The organism is Pantoea sp. PA1 (assembly GCF_056856975.1).
In genome coordinates, this window is record NZ_JBXGEE010000001.1 from 2,173,518 (window position 1) to 2,188,544 (window position 15,027).

At 58.4% G+C, this 15,027-nt stretch carries 13 protein-coding genes; 3 read left to right on the forward strand and 10 right to left on the reverse strand.

Annotated elements, in window-relative coordinates:
- Positions 1-326 precede the first annotated feature (326 nt).
- Positions 327-4,214 (reverse strand): phosphoribosylformylglycinamidine synthase, encoded by a 3,888-nt coding sequence (gene purL / locus AC1V0D_RS10405; protein WP_058958394.1) that lies wholly within the window; start codon positions 4,212-4,214, stop codon positions 327-329.
- Between the two features lie 268 nt (positions 4,215-4,482).
- On the opposite strand from purL, the gene mltF reads away from it, so the two are divergent.
- Positions 4,483-5,949, forward strand: coding sequence for a membrane-bound lytic murein transglycosylase MltF (gene mltF, locus AC1V0D_RS10410; protein ID WP_046102379.1), 1,467 nt, complete (start codon positions 4,483-4,485; stop codon positions 5,947-5,949).
- On the opposite strand, the gene tadA is transcribed toward mltF, so the two are convergent.
- Positions 5,946-6,437 (reverse strand): tRNA adenosine(34) deaminase TadA, encoded by a 492-nt coding sequence (gene tadA / locus AC1V0D_RS10415; RefSeq protein ID WP_009088680.1) that lies wholly within the window; start codon positions 6,435-6,437, stop codon positions 5,946-5,948. The two genes, mltF and tadA, sit on opposite strands and share 4 nt — an antisense overlap.
- A gap of 52 nt (positions 6,438-6,489) precedes the next feature.
- Positions 6,490-7,128: a phosphatidylglycerophosphatase C gene (gene yfhb / locus AC1V0D_RS10420; RefSeq protein ID WP_009088677.1), complete on the reverse strand. Its 639-nt coding sequence runs from the start codon at positions 7,126-7,128 to the stop codon at positions 6,490-6,492.
- A gap of 156 nt (positions 7,129-7,284) precedes the next feature.
- Between yfhb and AC1V0D_RS10425 the strand changes: the two genes are divergently transcribed.
- Together AC1V0D_RS10425 and AC1V0D_RS10430 are read left to right on the forward strand one after the other, a co-directional pair.
- Complete coding sequence (locus AC1V0D_RS10425; RefSeq protein ID WP_009088675.1) at positions 7,285-8,124, forward strand: MurR/RpiR family transcriptional regulator; 840 nt, start codon at positions 7,285-7,287, stop codon at positions 8,122-8,124.
- 55 nt (positions 8,125-8,179) lie between these two features.
- Positions 8,180-8,428, forward strand: a complete 249-nt coding sequence (locus AC1V0D_RS10430) for a YfhL family 4Fe-4S dicluster ferredoxin (protein ID WP_267372616.1) — start codon at positions 8,180-8,182, stop codon at positions 8,426-8,428.
- Here AC1V0D_RS10430 and acpS read toward each other — a convergent pair.
- The 7 genes from acpS to lepA form a co-directional block, all read right to left on the reverse strand.
- Positions 8,425-8,805: a holo-ACP synthase gene (acpS, locus tag AC1V0D_RS10435; protein ID WP_312829244.1), complete on the reverse strand. Its 381-nt coding sequence runs from the start codon at positions 8,803-8,805 to the stop codon at positions 8,425-8,427. The genes AC1V0D_RS10430 and acpS overlap by 4 nt on opposite strands.
- The gene (pdxJ, locus tag AC1V0D_RS10440) at positions 8,805-9,536 is read right to left on the reverse strand and encodes a pyridoxine 5'-phosphate synthase (RefSeq protein WP_482907368.1); all 732 of its coding nucleotides are present in this window, start codon (positions 9,534-9,536) and stop codon (positions 8,805-8,807) included. Before pdxJ ends, acpS begins: the two co-directional genes overlap by 1 nt.
- Positions 9,537-9,608: 72 nt before the next feature.
- Positions 9,609-10,337 (reverse strand): DNA repair protein RecO, encoded by a 729-nt coding sequence (gene recO / locus AC1V0D_RS10445; protein ID WP_058958401.1) that lies wholly within the window; start codon positions 10,335-10,337, stop codon positions 9,609-9,611.
- A 4-nt stretch (positions 10,338-10,341) separates the two neighbouring features.
- Positions 10,342-11,247 carry a GTPase Era gene (era, locus tag AC1V0D_RS10450; protein ID WP_482907369.1) on the reverse strand — a complete coding sequence of 302 codons (906 nt, stop codon included), beginning with the start codon at positions 11,245-11,247 and terminating at the stop codon, positions 10,342-10,344.
- A gap of 95 nt (positions 11,248-11,342) precedes the next feature.
- The gene (gene rnc / locus AC1V0D_RS10455; protein ID WP_010257656.1) at positions 11,343-12,023 is read right to left on the reverse strand and encodes a ribonuclease III; all 681 of its coding nucleotides are present in this window, start codon (positions 12,021-12,023) and stop codon (positions 11,343-11,345) included.
- A gap of 131 nt (positions 12,024-12,154) precedes the next feature.
- Entirely contained in the window at positions 12,155-13,129 is a 975-nt protein-coding gene (gene lepB, locus AC1V0D_RS10460; protein ID WP_009088659.1) for a signal peptidase I, read from the reverse strand.
- Between the two features lie 9 nt (positions 13,130-13,138).
- Positions 13,139-14,938 (reverse strand): translation elongation factor 4, encoded by a 1,800-nt coding sequence (gene lepA, locus AC1V0D_RS10465; protein WP_009088658.1) that lies wholly within the window; start codon positions 14,936-14,938, stop codon positions 13,139-13,141.
- Positions 14,939-15,027: the final 89 nt, after the last annotated feature.

A 15,027-nucleotide genomic window follows, 5' to 3' on the forward strand; every position in this document is an offset into this window, starting at 1 on the left:
CTCTTTTCCGCCAGGCGGGGCAATCATAAACAGGTGAATGAGCAGCTGCAGGATTATAGCAAGTTCCGTGCCAGAAAATAAATGATTATATTTTTCAGCATATTGCCTGCCTTAGCCCGCCTCCCCGTGCGAAAAGTCTGATGATGACAGGGGCGGAGTGTCGTCCGAAAGCGACACAAAATCACCCCCGTTCAGCAATCTAATAAAATCAGCAGGATAGATGTCGTCAGAAAGCGACACCACACTTACCGCTCTGTCGCCTTTTGCCAACAGGGAGCAAAAAAAGAGGAGGCCCGGAGGCCTCCTCTTTATTGCAGCGGATGAAATTAACCCAGCTGTCTGCGTGCGTTGCGGAAAATACGCATCCACGGGCTGTCTTCGCCCCACTCTGCCGGATGCCAGGAGTTGCTGACGGTACGGAATACGCGCTCCGGATGCGGCATCATGATGGTGACGCGACCACTTTCGTTCGTCACGGCCGTGATACCGTTTGGCGAGCCGTTCGGGTTAGCCGGATAGGTTTCGGTCACCTTGCCAAAGTTATCCACGAAGCGCAGCGCCACCAGACCTTTCGATTCCAGCGCGGCCAGATGCGCCGCATCACGCACCTCAACGAAGCCTTCACCGTGGGAAACCGCGATAGGCATGTGCGAGCCGGCCATGCCGTCCAGCAGCAGTGACGGACTGGCGGCCACTTCGACCAGGCTGAAGCGGGCTTCGAAGCGCTCAGACTGGTTACGCACAAAGCGCGGCCAGAGATCGCTGCCCGGGATCAGCTCACGCAGATTCGACATCATCTGGCATCCGTTACAGACGCCCAGCGCCAGGGTCTGCGGACGGTGGAAGAAGGTTTCGAACTCATCACGCACGCGCGGGTTGAACAGAATCGATTTCGCCCAGCCCTCGCCCGCGCCCAGCACGTCACCGTAGGAGAAGCCACCACAGGCAACCAGCGCCTGGAACTCTTCCAGACCGCGACGACCGGCCAGCAGGTCGCTCATGTGCACATCAATGGCGGTGAATCCGGCCCGGTCGAAAGCCGCAGCCATTTCCACATGGGAGTTGACCCCCTGCTCACGCAGCACGGCGACCCGTGGACGCGCACCCGTGGCGATCATCGGTGCCGCCACATCTTCCTGCGGATCGAAGGTCAGATTAACGTTCAGGCCCGGGTCGCTGTCGTTTTTCTTCGCCTCATGCTCCTGATCGGCGCACGCCGGGTTGTCACGCAGGCGCTGCATCTGCCAGGTGGTTTCTGCCCACCAGGTCCGCAGCGTGGTCCGGCTTTCGCTGTAGACGGCGCTCTCGCCGGCACGGATCACGAAGCGATCGCCCGGTTGCGCGCTGCCCAGCAGATGCGTTGAGGCGGCAAGGCCGTGATCGGCAAGGATCTGCTCCACCGCAGCACGATCGGCGGCGTTAATCTGGATCACGGCGCCCAGCTCTTCAGTAAACAGCGCGGCCAGCGCATCGTTACCCAGCGCGGCGATGTCAACGTCGATGCCGCAGTGACCGGCAAAAGCCATCTCGGCCAGGGTCACCAGCAGGCCCCCGTCTGAGCGGTCGTGGTAGGCCAGCAGTTTCTGCTCAGCCACCAGCGCCTGAATGGCGTTAAAGAAGCCCGCCAGCTGAGTGGCATCGCGCACGTCCGCAGGCTTGTCGCCAAGCTGACGATAGACCTGAGACAGCGCGGTTGCGCCGAGGGTATTTGCCCCATTGCCAAGATCGATCAGCAGCAGCAGGTTATCCCGGTCGGCCTGCAACTGCGGCGTAACGGTGCGGCGCACATCTTCGACCCGGGCAAACGCGGTAATCACCAGCGACAGCGGAGAAGTCATCTCACGCTGTTCGGTGCCTTCCTGCCAGCGGGTTTTCATCGACATCGAATCTTTACCGACCGGGATGGTGATCCCCAGCGCCGGACAGAGCTCTTCGCCGACCGCTTTCACCGCCGCATATAAACCGGCATCTTCACCCGGATGACCGGCTGCAGACATCCAGTTTGCCGAAAGCTTCACGCGCTTCAGCGAGCCAATCTGGGTTGCCGCCAGGTTGGTCAGCGCTTCACCCACGGCCAGGCGGCCCGAGGCGGCGAAGTCGAGCAGTGCAACCGGCGAACGTTCGCCGAGGGCAAAGGCTTCACCGTGATAGCTGTCGAGGCTGGCGGTGGTCACGGCACAGTTGGCGACCGGGATCTGCCACGGTCCGACCATCTGATCGCGCGCCACCATGCCGGTCACGCTGCGGTCACCGATGGTGATCAGGAAGGTTTTTTCCGCCACGGCTGGCAGATGCAGGACACGATTGACCGCATCAACCAGGGTAATGCCGTCACGCTGCAGTGCGTTGCCCTGCGCCTGCTGCGTCACCACATCGCGCGTCATCTTCGGCGTTTTACCGAGCAGAACGTCAAGTGGCATGTCGATCGGCTTATTATTGAAATGCGAATCTTCCAGGCTCAGGTGCAGCTCTTCGGTCGCTTCACCAATCACCGCGAATGGAGCGCGTTCGCGCTGGCAGATCGCTTCAAACTGCGCCAGCTGATCCGGGGCGACGGCCATCACATAACGTTCCTGTGATTCGTTACACCACACTTCCAGCGGGCTCATGCCCGGCTCATCGCTCAGGATGTCACGCAGATTAAAGCGGCCGCCGCGTCCGCCGTCGCTGACCAGCTCTGGCATCGCATTGGAGAGGCCACCCGCGCCCACGTCGTGGATAAACAGAATCGGGTTCTCATCGCCCAGCTGCCAGCAGCGGTCGATCACTTCCTGGCAGCGGCGCTCCATTTCCGGGTTATCGCGCTGAACGGAGGCGAAGTCGAGGTCAGCATCAGACTGGCCCGAGGCCATTGATGACGCGGCACCGCCGCCCAGACCGATGTTCATGGCCGGGCCGCCCAGCACCACCAGTTTGGCACCGACGCTGATTTCGCCTTTCTGCACATGGTCGGCACGGATATTACCGATGCCGCCTGCCAGCATAATCGGCTTGTGATAGCCGCGCAGTTCGGTGCCGTTGTGGCTGGTGACCTGCTCTTCGTAGGTACGGAAGTAGCCATTCAGAGCCGGACGACCAAATTCGTTGTTAAACGCCGCCCCGCCCAGAGGACCGTCGGTCATGATCTCCAGCGCGCTGACGATGCGAGCCGGTTTACCGAAGTCCTCTTCCCACGGCTGCTCAAAGCCCGGGATGCGCAGGTTAGAAACGGAGAAGCCGACCAGGCCCGCTTTCGGCTTGGAGCCGCGTCCGGTTGCGCCTTCATCACGGATTTCGCCACCGGAACCGGTCGCTGCGCCTGGCCACGGTGAGATGGCCGTCGGGTGGTTGTGTGTTTCCACCTTCATCAGGATGTGCGCCGCTTCCTGATGCCAGCGGTATTCGCTCTCTCCGGCGTCAGCGAAGAAGCGGCCCACTTCGGAACCTTCCATCACGGCGGCGTTATCTTTATACGCAGAGAGCACGTAGTCCGGCGTCTGCTCCATCGTGTTTTTGATCATCTTAAACAGCGACTTTGGCTGTTTTTCGCCGTCGATAATCCAGTCGGCGTTAAAGATCTTGTGACGGCAGTGCTCAGAGTTCGCCTGAGCAAACATATAGAGTTCGATATCGTTGGGGTTGCGCCCCAGCGCGGTAAAGGCCGTCACCAGGTAGTCGATTTCATCATCCGCCAGCGCCAGACCCAGCGTGGTGTTCGCCTGAACCAGCGCCTGACGGCCCTCACCCAGCAGATCGACACTCTTCACCGGCTGCGGCGTATGGTGCGCGAATAATTGCTCAGCCTGCGCCAGATCGCTGAAGACCGTTTCCATCATCCGGTCATGCAGCAGTGTGCTCAGCGCCTGCCACTGCGTTTCGGTCAGCTGCGGGGCCTGCACATAAAAGGCCAGGCCGCGTTCGAGGCGGCGAACCTGCGGCAGGCCGCAGTTGTGGGCGATGTCGGTGGCTTTGGATGACCAGGGCGAAATCGTACCGGGACGCGGGGTCACCAGCAGCAGACGGCCCTGCGGGGCATGTTCAGCAAGAGAGGGACCATATTTCAGCAGGCGCTGCAGACGGCTCTGTTCGTCTGCGCTTAACGGCGTGCTGACATCAGCAAAATGGATGTACTCGGCGTAAATATCACTCACCGGCAGATGAGCGTCCTGAAAGCGGGTCAGCAGTTTGTTTACACGAAATGCCGACAGGGCGGGCGAACCACGCAGAATTTCCATTACATAAGTCTCTCGTCAGGGCGCCGGGCGACGCTTGATTGGGCGCAACAGGGAAAACGGGGCGTATTATAGAGAAAGCGCCTTCGCGACGAAACCGTTTGCGCACAATTTTTGGCGACACGGATTTGCCTGAAATTTGCGCAAAAGCTGCTATAAAAGTTGCTCAGCGTCATTTTGTTGCGCAAAATGCCCCTCGCTCTGGGAGTTCAAAGAAGACAAATACTGCCTTTAAAAGACAGAGGCCTTAGAGCCAGCGAGAGATAACTATTTGAAACGCCTAAAATTTAATTATCTGTTTATCGGTCTGGTTGCCGTGCTGTTAGCGTTAGCGCTGTGGCCATCCATTCCCTGGTATGGGGGTGGGCAGGACGCGATTTCACAGATTAAATCACGGGGAGTGCTGCGCGTCAGCACCATCAATTCCCCCCTGACTTACTACACCGTCAATCAATCTCCGGCCGGTATGGATTATGAGCTGGCAAAACGTTTTGCTGATTATCTGGGCGTAAAGCTCAAGGTCACGGTGCGCCCTAACCTGAGCGATCTGTTCGATGACCTGGATGATGGCAAAGCCGATTTGCTGGCCGCTGGCCTGAATTACAACAGCGAACGCCTGACCCGTTATCAGACCGGGCCGGGTTACTACAACGTATCGCAGCAGCTGGTCTACCGTGTGGATAAGCCTCGCCCCAAAAACCTCGGTGACTTAAAGGGGCGGTTAACGGTCGCGTCCGGATCGGCTTACCTCTCCACGCTGAAGAGTGCCCGTTCCAATCAGTTCCCCGACCTGGACTGGGCCATCTCCACCGACCAGAGCCCGAAAGCCCTGCTGGAAGCGGTGGCAGACGGCAAGCTCGACTACACCATTGGTGACTCCGTCACCATCGCCCTGCTGCAGCGTATCTATCCGCAGCTGGCGGTGGCGTTCGACGTGACTGATGAGGAGCCGGTCACCTGGTATGTGCGGCACAGCGACGATGACAGCCTGAATGCCGCGATGCTCGACTTCTTTAATGGCATGGGTGAAGAAGGCGCGATGGCGCGACTGGAGGAGAAGTATCTCGGCCACGTCGGCACCTTCGATTATGTCGATACCCGCACCTTCCTGCGCGCGATCGACAACACGCTGCCCGACATTAAGCCGCTGTTTGAGAAGTACGCCACCAGCATTGACTGGCGGCTGCTGGCGGCGATCTCCTATCAGGAGTCACACTGGAATCCTCAGGCCACCTCCCCTACCGGCGTGCGCGGCATGATGATGCTGACGCGCAACACCGCAGAGAGCCTGGATGTGGGCGACCGCACCGACCCTGAACAGAGCATTCGCGGTGGCAGTCAGTATCTGCAGGATATGATGTCGAAAGTGCCACAGACCATCCCGGAAGATGAGCGCATCTGGTTTGCGCTGGCCGCCTACAACATGGGCTACGCCCATATGCTGGATGTGCGTAAACTCACGGCCCGTCAGGGTGGCAATCCGGACAGCTGGGCGGATGTGAAGCTGCGGTTACCGATGCTGAGCCAGAAACGCTACTACACCCAGACGACTTACGGCTATGCGCGCGGGCATGAGGCCTATAACTATGTGGAGAACATCCGCAAGTATCAGATCAGTCTGGTGGGCTATCTGCAGGAGCAGGAGAAGCGCCTGGCACGCCAGGCGGCGGAGGCAGCCGCCGAGGCCGAACTGGCCAAAGGCTATCCGGCGGTGGAGCCGAAGATCGCCATGAACTAACTCTGGCGTTGCGCCTGACGCAACGCTTTTTTCTCTTCGCGGCGCATACGAAAGAAGTCGCTCAGCATCGCAGCACACTCTTCCGCCAGCACGCCGCTCGCTAACTCAACCTGATGGTTCATGCCGGGGTGACCCAGCACATCCAGCAGCGAACCCGCCGCCCCGCTTTTCAGATCGTGCGCGCCATAGACCAGCCGGGTGATCCGGCTGTGCACCATCGCCCCGGCGCACATGACGCAGGGTTCCAGCGTCACATAGAGGGTAGTTTCCAGCAGACGGTAATTTTCCAGCACCTTGCCGCCCTGGCGCAGAGCCATGATCTCCGCATGGGCGGTGGGATCGTGCTGGCCGATGGGCCGGTTCCAGCCTTCGCCGATCACCCGGTCATTCTGCACCAGCACCGCCCCCACCGGCACTTCGCCCTGCTCCCAGGCCCGGCGTGCCAGGCTGAGCGCATGGCGCATCCAGTATTCATCTTGTTGTTTCATGCAGACCACTCCGGGCGACAGAAAAGCGGCGCATTATAACGGGTGCCGAAACTTATTCCAGCTGTTGCAGCTCACCTGCCGGTGTCACGCGCCAGCGATGCTGGCAGAAAAACAGCAGCGGGTTATCCTGTTTGCTGTCGCTGTAGCCGCTGTAAAGCTGCAACGGCGTGCCGATTTTCTCTTCGAGCTGGGCGACTTTCTCATGGCCGAGGCAGCGCATGGCCAGCACCCGTCCCCCCCAGCCGCGCCGCATCTGACTGGCAATCAGCTTCACGCGCGGCAGAAAGGCGGAGTCATAGTAGACCTGCTCCACCAGCGACTGAGGCGATCCGGTGATCAGCCAGACATCGGCGTCATCACTGCCGAGGTAGTCGGTCAGGCGCTGCTGCACCACCGGAAAGGCGGTAACCCGCTGGCGAAACCACCGGGCAAACTCCGCCTCAAGACGCAGCAATGTCTGCTCTGAACGGCCGAAGGTAATCGACCAGAGCAGCAGGCTCATGGGCCAGCGGGCCGCCCGGCCTTTAAACAGCAGGCCGATCCCCACCACCGGCAGGAGGGGCACCACCAGCAACAGATTAAGCGGTCGCCGGCGCAGCAGATAGCGCATAAAGGTGCCGAACATGTCCTGCTGGTGCAAAGTGCCATCCAGGTCGAAAAATACGATGCGACGTTGTGTTCCCCTGGTCAAACAACTCTCCTTCGGGTCTGGTTCCGGAATCATAAAGAGTAGTGTAGCCATCATCAGGCGTAACGGCGATGAGTGTCATTTTTAATTCCGATGACTACAATGCCTGATGAATAGTTTATTCTTCTCCGATTATCCCCTGAATGATGAGGATTGGGCATGAGTTCATTGCTGCGCATTCGCCAGCTTTATCCACGTCTGGCACTGAACGAGCGTCGGCTGGCCGATTTTTTACTGTCGCAACCTGACAGGGCGCGTCATCTCAGCTCGCAGAAGCTGGCGGAGGAGTCCGGCGTCAGCCAGTCGAGCGTGGTGAAGTTTGCGCAGAAGCTGGGATACAAAGGATTTCCGGCGCTGAAGCTGGCGCTGAGTGAGTCACTGGCGGACAAGGATGCGATCACGGTGCATAACCATATTCTCAGCGACGACCCGCTCAAAATGGTGGGTGAAAAACTGCTGACCGAAAAGCTGTCGGCGATCCGCGCCACGCTGGATATCAACAGCGAAGAGAAGCTCAATGATGTACTGCAGCTGCTGAAGAATGCCCGGCGTATTCTGCTGGTGGGGATTGGGGCGTCAGGTCTGGTGGCAAAAGACTTCTCCTGGAAGCTGATGAAGATCGGGATCAATGCCGTGGCGGAGCAGGATATGCACGCCCTGCTGGCCAGCGTCCAGGCAATGGGGCCGGGCGATGTGCTGCTCGCCATCTCCTATACCGGTGAACGGCGCGAGATCAATCTGGCCGCGCAGGAGGCCGCTGAGGTGGGTGCGGATGTGGTCGCCTTTACCGGCTTTACCCCGAATACGCTGCAGCAGAGCGCCAGTTACTGCCTCTATACGGTGGCGGAAGAGCAGAGTACCCGCAGCGCGGCGATCTCCTCGACGACGGCCCAGCTTGCGCTGACCGATCTGCTGTTTATGGCACTGGTGCAAAACGATCCGGAGCGCGCTTCCAGCCACATTCGCCACAGCGAGGCGCTGGTGAAAAAGCTGGTCTGATCAGCGGGAGCGCGTATAATACCCGCGCTTTTTCTGTTGTTATCAGGTGGGAAACATGGCGTTATTGATTACGTCCAGATGCATTAACTGCGATATGTGCGAACCGGAGTGCCCGAATCAGGCGATCTCACTGGGCGAGGCGATCTATGAGATAGATGTCAGCCGCTGCACCGAATGTGTCGGCCATTATGAGACGCCAACCTGTCAGCAGGTCTGCCCTATCGATAACACCATCATCGTTAACCCACAGCACACCGAATCACGCGATGCGCTGTGGGAGAAGTTTGTGCTGCTGCACGGCTAGCTTTCGATAATCACCGTGGCGCAGGCGTAATGCCGTTCATCTGCCAGTGTCACGTGTACCCGGCTGACGCCCAGCTGCTGTGCCACTTCCGCCGCGTGCTGGAAGAAGCGTAATCCCGGTTTTCCCAGCGCATCGTTGTAAACTTCAAACTGATTAAACGCCAGGCCACCGCGAATGCCGGTGCCAAAGGCCTTGGCCGCTGCCTCTTTCACCGCAAATCGCTTGGCGAGAAAACGCACCGGCTGCTGATGGGCCTGATACTGCTGCCATTCGGCTTCGCTCAGCACCCGACGCGCCAGACGATCGCCGGAGCGCTCAATCACCCCGGCAATGCGTTCAATCTCAACGATGTCGGTGCCCAGTCCCAGAATAGCCATCAGCGACGGGCTTCACGCAGCAGCTGTTTCATCTCTCTGACCGCTTCCGGCAGGCCACTCATCACCGCACGACCGATAATGGCATGGCCGATATTCAGCTCATGCATCTCCGGCAGTGCCGCAATGGGCAGGACGTTGTGGTAGGTCAGGCCGTGACCGGCATTCACCTTCAGCCCCAGGCTGGTGGCAAAGGTCGCGGCGTGGCGGATGCGGGTCAGCTCCGCCTCGCGCGCCAGCCCTTCCGGTGCTTCGGCGTAGGCGCCGGTGTGAATTTCGATATAGGGCGCGCCGCTGGCAACGGCGGCTTCGATCTGACGGTGGTCGGCATCAATAAACAGCGACACCAGAATGCCCGCATCACTCAGCAGTCGTACCGCCGCAGTGATCTTCTCCTGCTGCCCTGCCACATCCAGGCCGCCTTCAGTGGTGACTTCCTGACGCTTTTCCGGCACCAGGCAGCAGAAATGGGGCTGAATATCGCAGGCGATACCGATCATCTCATCGGTCACCGCCATCTCCAGATTCATACGGGTCTGGATGGTGTCGCGCAGAATACGCACGTCGCGGTCAGTGATGTGGCGGCGATCTTCCCGCAGATGCACCGTGATGCCATCTGCGCCCGCCTGCTCAGCAATAAACGCCGCCTGCACCGGATCGGGATAATTTGTCCCACGGGCGTTTCGCACCGTGGCAATGTGATCGATATTGACGCCTAACAGCAACTCAGCCATGACTATCCTCACTTCTTTTCCATCGGGGTGTTGAGTGTACCGCGCCCATCTCAGCAGGCGGTACGACCAGCGCTATTCATCTGTCTGTTCGGGCTTCTTCTTCGGGATAAACTGACGGAACAGCTCCTGACTCTTCAGCGGCTTGCCGCCCAGATAGGGCTTCAGGGCGATGCGGGTAAAACGCTTCGCGGCGCGCAGGCTCTCCGCATCGGGAAAGTCGCGTTCATAGAGGGCACGCAGTTCCCGGCCGGTAAAGCTGCGCTGATTGAGCACCAGGCTGGCGATAAAGCCACGCTCTTCGCGGTAGCTGTAGGTCATGTTATCCGTAATCGGCTCGCCGCTGCCTGCGCAGTGCAGGAAATCGACGCCATAGCCCAGGTGACCGAGCAGCGCCAGCTCAAAACGGCGCAGGGCCGGTTCGGGCTTGCCGTGCGTTGAGGCTAGCGCCTGCAGACAGTGAAGGTAGTCGAAGAAGAGTTCCTGGAAAGGCGATTCCTGCTGCAGCACGCGAGAAACCAGCTCATTCACATAGAGACCGCAGTAGAGGGTAATGCCGCTGAGCGGCAGTGCCAGCGACACCGCTTCGGCGTTGCGCAGGGTTTTGACTTCACCCCGCCCGCTCCAGCGAACCAGCAGGGGGGTAAAAGGCTGTAACGCGCCCTTCAGCTGTGAGCGCCGGGAACGTGCGCCCTTGGCCAGAACCCGCACCCGCCCTTCATTTTCACTGAACAGGTCGAGCAGCAGGCTGGTTTCGCTGAAGGGGCGACTATGCAGCACAAAAGCGCGTTGCCAGCCTTCCATCAGATCAGAGATCGTCTGTATAACCCAGGCTGCGCAGAGCACGTTCGTCATCTGCCCAGCCGGATTTCACTTTCACCCACAGTTCGAGATGCACTTTCGCTTCGAACATCTCTTCCATATCCCTGCGCGCTTCGGTGCCGATGGTTTTGATTTTGGCCCCTTTGTTGCCAATCACCATCTTCTTCTGCCCTTCGCGCTCGACCAGAATCAGACCGTTAATGTCGTAACCGCCCCGCTCGTTGCTCACGAAGCGTTCAATCTCCACCGTGACGGAATAAGGCAGTTCAGCCCCCAGGAAGCGCATCATTTTTTCACGGATGATTTCAGACGCCATAAAGCGCTGTGAGCGGTCAGTGATGTAATCTTCCGGGAAGTGGTGATCGGCCTGCGGCAGATGCTTGCGGGTGATCGCCGCAATGGTATCGACGTTTTTGCCGCTTTCCGCAGAGATCGGCACGATGTCGAGGAAGTTCATCTGCTGGCTCAGGAACTGCAGATGCGGCAGCAGCACGCTCTTGTCCTGGATATTATCGACCTTGTTGATCGCCATGACGACCGGCACTTTGCCGTCACGCAGCTTGCCTAATACCATCTCATCGTCTGGCGTCCAGCGGGTGCCTTCCACCACGAAGATCACCAGCTCCACGTCGCCAATAGAGCTGCTGGCGGCGCGGTTCATCAGGCGGTTAATCGCGCGCTTCTCTTCCATGTGCAGACCGGGGGTATCGACGTAGATCGCCTGATATTCGCCCTCGGTGTGAATGCCCATGATGCGGTGGCGCGTGGTTTGCGGCTTACGCGAGGTGATCGACACCTTCTGCCCCAGCAGCTGGTTCAGTAAGGTGGATTTACCGACGTTAGGTCGGCCAACAATCGCGACAAAGCCGCAATAAGTAACGTTTTCGCTCATTCGAATCCTGAGTTATTCAGCGCCTGTTGCGGCGCCGAAAGAGTGCAATGTGTCTTGGCGCATCCGGCGTCCGCAGACGCCGGTATGCCGGAGTGCTATTCGAGGCCCAGCTTGATCAGCGCCTGCTCAGCGGCAGCCTGCTCAGCTTTACGACGGCTGGAGCCGACGCCGACAACCGGCTCGGCCATGCCACTCACCTGACAGTGAATGGTGAATTCCTGGTCGTGGGCTTCGCCACGCACCTGCACCACCAGATAGCTGGGCAGCGGCAGGTGTCGTCCCTGCAGATACTCCTGCAGGCGGGTTTTGGGATCTTTCTGTTTATCGCCCGGACTGATCTCATCAAGGCGTGTCTGGTACCAGTCGAGGATCAGCTGCTCTACCCGTTCGATACTGCTGTCGAGGAAGATGCCGCCAATCAGCGCTTCGACCGTATCGGCCAGAATCGATTCGCGGCGGAAGCCGCCGCTTTTCAGCTCGCCCGGCCCTAAGCGCAGGCATTCACCGAGGTCAAATTCGCGCGCCATTTCAGCCAGCGTATTGCCGCGCACCAGCGTGGCGCGCATGCGGCTCATGTCACCTTCATCAACCCGCGGGAAGCGATGATAAAGGGCATTCGCAATCACATAGCTAAGAATAGAATCGCCAAGAAATTCCAGGCGTTCGTTGTGCTTACTGCTGGCGCTGCGGTGTGTCAGGGCCTGCTGTAACAGTTCCGAATGAGTAAAAGTGTAGCCCAGTTTGCGCTGAAGCTTATTAATCAGGATGGGGTTCATGCGATTCCAGTTCTTTGTTGCGTCTGTGACTCTGCATACCAAACGGGGCTGGCTTTCCAGCACGTTCCGTTTGGTGTGCAGTGGCCTCCCAAAGGAGGCCACCCGTTTTGCCTGTTAATCAGACAATTTTATCAGTGAATGCCGCCGATACGACTGAATCGTACGCCGGTTGGCCACTGGCCTTCCTGTTTCTCAAAGCTCATCCAGATAGCGACCGCTTTACCGACCAGGTTACGCTCCGGGACAAAGCCCCAGTAGCGGCTGTCGGCGCTGTTATCACGGTTGTCGCCCATCATGAAGTATTGCCCTTTCGGCACCACCCAGGTCGCCTGCGGCTGGCCCGGCTGCTGATAATACATGCCTGCCTGACTCTGCGCTTCGTTTACCAGCAGAATGTCATGCGTTACGCTTCCGATGGTCTCTTTACGGGTGCCCAGGCGCAGTCCGCCGCGCAGGGTATCGCCCTGCGGCACCTGATAAAAACCGTTGCCGGTTTCGTTGCCATCAAAGCCGCTGAAGGTCTGGATAAACTTGCTTGGCTCAACGCTGGTGTAGGTCACCGGCAGCGCAGAGTCACAGGCTTTGCCCTCATCGCAGGCCGGTTTCACCGTCAGCGTCTTACTGTAAGGATCATAGATGACTTTATCGCCCGGCAGGCCGATCACGCGCTTAATGTAATCCAGGCTCGGATCTTTCGGGTATTTAAAGACCGCGATATCGCCGCGCTTCGGCTGACCGGTTGGGATCAGCGTGGTCTGGGTGATCGGATCTTTAATCCCGTAAGCAAACTTCTCCACCAGGATAAAGTCACCGATCAGCAGGGTTGGCATCATCGAGCCAGACGGGATCTGGAACGGTTCGTAGATAAACGAACGCACGATGAACACCACGGCCAGCACCGGGAAAACAGAGGCGGTGGTTTCCACCCAGCCAGGCTGTGAAGAAACCTTCGCCAGCGTTTTGCTGTCGAGTGCGTTGCCGGTCTGCGCCTGCGCCGCGGCCTGCTTTGCACGGCGCTCCGGCGCCCATTTGAAACGATCAATTACCCAGACGATGCCAGTAATCAGCGTCGCTATCGCCAGAACCAGGGCGAACATATTAGCCATTGGAAATCCTTATTTGCTGTCCTTACCGACATGCAGAATGGCGAGGAACGCTTCCTGTGGCAGCTCAACGTTGCCAACCTGCTTCATTCGCTTCTTACCATCTTTCTGCTTCTGCAACAGTTTCTTCTTACGGCTGACGTCACCGCCATAACATTTGGCGAGAACGTTTTTACGCAGCTGTTTAACCGTTGAACGTGCGATGATGTGGTTACCAATGGCGGCCTGAATCGCAATATCAAACTGCTGACGCGGGATGAGATCTTTCATCTTCTCAACCAGTTCACGGCCGCGATAAGGGGCGTTATCGCGGTGCGTGATCAGCGCCAGCGCATCCACACGCTCAGAGTTGATCAGAACGTCAACGCGCACCATGTCAGAGGTCTGGAAACGCTTAAAGTTGTAATCCAGCGAGGCATAACCGCGCGAGGTCGACTTCAGACGGTCAAAGAAGTCGAGCACCACTTCTGCCATCGGAATTTCGTAGGTCAGCGCGACCTGGTTGCCGTGGTAAACCATGTTGGTCTGCACGCCACGCTTCTCAATACAGAGCGTAATGACGTTGCCCAGATACTCCTGCGGCAGCAGCATGTGACATTCCGCAATCGGTTCACGCAGCTCTTCAATGTTGTTCAGTGGCGGCAGCTTAGAGGGGCTGTCGACATAGACCGTATCACCGCTTGTGGTCACGACTTCATACACAACCGTCGGCGCGGTGGTGATCAGGTCGAGATCGTATTCACGCTCCAGACGCTCCTGAATGATCTCCATGTGCAGCAGACCCAGGAAGCCACAGCGGAAACCAAAGCCCAGTGCCGTTGAGCTTTCTGGCTCATAGAACAGCGAGGCGTCGTTCAGGCTGAGCTTGCCGAGCGCGTCACGGAAGGCTTCATAGTCATCGGAGCTGATCGGGAACAGACCGGCGTAAACCTGCGGCTTCACTTTTTTGAAGCCAGGCAGCGCTTTGTCAGCCGGGTTGCGGGCGGTGGTCAGGGTATCGCCCACAGGCGCGCCGAGGATATCTTTGATGGCGCAGACCAGCCAGCCCACTTCACCGCAGTTCAGTTCGGTACGGTCGACCTGTTTCGGGGTAAAGATACCCAGACGGTCCGCGTTGTAGGTCTGGCCGGTGCTCAGAACTTTAATCTTGTCGCCTTTGCGCATGGTGCCGTTTTTCACACGCACCAGTGAGACCACGCCCAGGTAGTTATCAAACCAGGAGTCGATAATCAGTGCCTGCAGTGGCGCTTCCGGATCGCCTTCCGGCGGTGGAATATCGCGCACTAAACGTTCCAGCACGTCAGGCACGCCAACGCCGGTTTTGGCAGAACAGCGCACCGCATCGGCGGCATCAATGCCGACGATATCTTCAATCTCCTGCGCCGCGCGCTCAGGGTCGGCAGCCGGCAGGTCGATTTTGTTCAGAACCGGCACTACTTCCAGATCCATCTCAATCGCGGTGTAGCAGTTCGCCAGTGTCTGCGCTTCAACACCCTGACCGGCATCCACCACCAGCAGTGCCCCTTCACAGGCAGCCAGTGAGCGGGACACTTCATAGGAGAAGTCTACGTGGCCCGGGGTATCGATGAAATTGAGCTGGTAAGTTTCGCCGTCTTTCGCATGGTAGTCGAGTGTGACGCTCTGTGCTTTGATGGTGATGCCACGCTCACGCTCCAGATCCATAGAGTCAAGAACCTGTGCAGCCATTTCACGGTCTGTGAGGCCACCGCAGATCTGAATAAGGCGGTCAGAGAGCGTGGATTTACCATGGTCGATATGAGCGATGATGGAGAAATTTCTTATGTGCTTCATTTATAGGGATATCTTCGCTTAAAATTCAGTTGAAAACCTGAGCACAGACACATTCAGGAAGATCGCTCTTTACCCACAATCCTGTCAGC

Bases quoted from the DNA above. Each gene is read 5' to 3' on its own strand.
- purL (WP_058958394.1), bottom strand. From the start codon at position 4,214: ATGGAAATTCTGCGTGGTTCGCCCGCCCTGTCGGCATTTCGTGTAAAC.
- tadA (WP_009088680.1), bottom strand. From the start codon at position 6,437: ATGAAACAACAAGATGAATACTGGATGCGCCATGCGCTCAGCCTGGCA.
- AC1V0D_RS10425 (WP_009088675.1), top strand. From the start codon at position 7,285: ATGAGTTCATTGCTGCGCATTCGCCAGCTTTATCCACGTCTGGCACTG.
- AC1V0D_RS10430 (WP_267372616.1), top strand. From the start codon at position 8,180: ATGGCGTTATTGATTACGTCCAGATGCATTAACTGCGATATGTGCGAA.
- acpS (WP_312829244.1), bottom strand. From the start codon at position 8,805: ATGGCTATTCTGGGACTGGGCACCGACATCGTTGAGATTGAACGCATT.
- pdxJ (WP_482907368.1), bottom strand. From the start codon at position 9,536: ATGGCTGAGTTGCTGTTAGGCGTCAATATCGATCACATTGCCACGGTG.
- recO (WP_058958401.1), bottom strand. From the start codon at position 10,337: ATGGAAGGCTGGCAACGCGCTTTTGTGCTGCATAGTCGCCCCTTCAGC.
- era (WP_482907369.1), bottom strand. From the start codon at position 11,247: ATGAGCGAAAACGTTACTTATTGCGGCTTTGTCGCGATTGTTGGCCGA.
- rnc (WP_010257656.1), bottom strand. From the start codon at position 12,023: ATGAACCCCATCCTGATTAATAAGCTTCAGCGCAAACTGGGCTACACT.
- lepB (WP_009088659.1), bottom strand. From the start codon at position 13,129: ATGGCTAATATGTTCGCCCTGGTTCTGGCGATAGCGACGCTGATTACT.
- lepA (WP_009088658.1), bottom strand. From the start codon at position 14,938: ATGAAGCACATAAGAAATTTCTCCATCATCGCTCATATCGACCATGGT.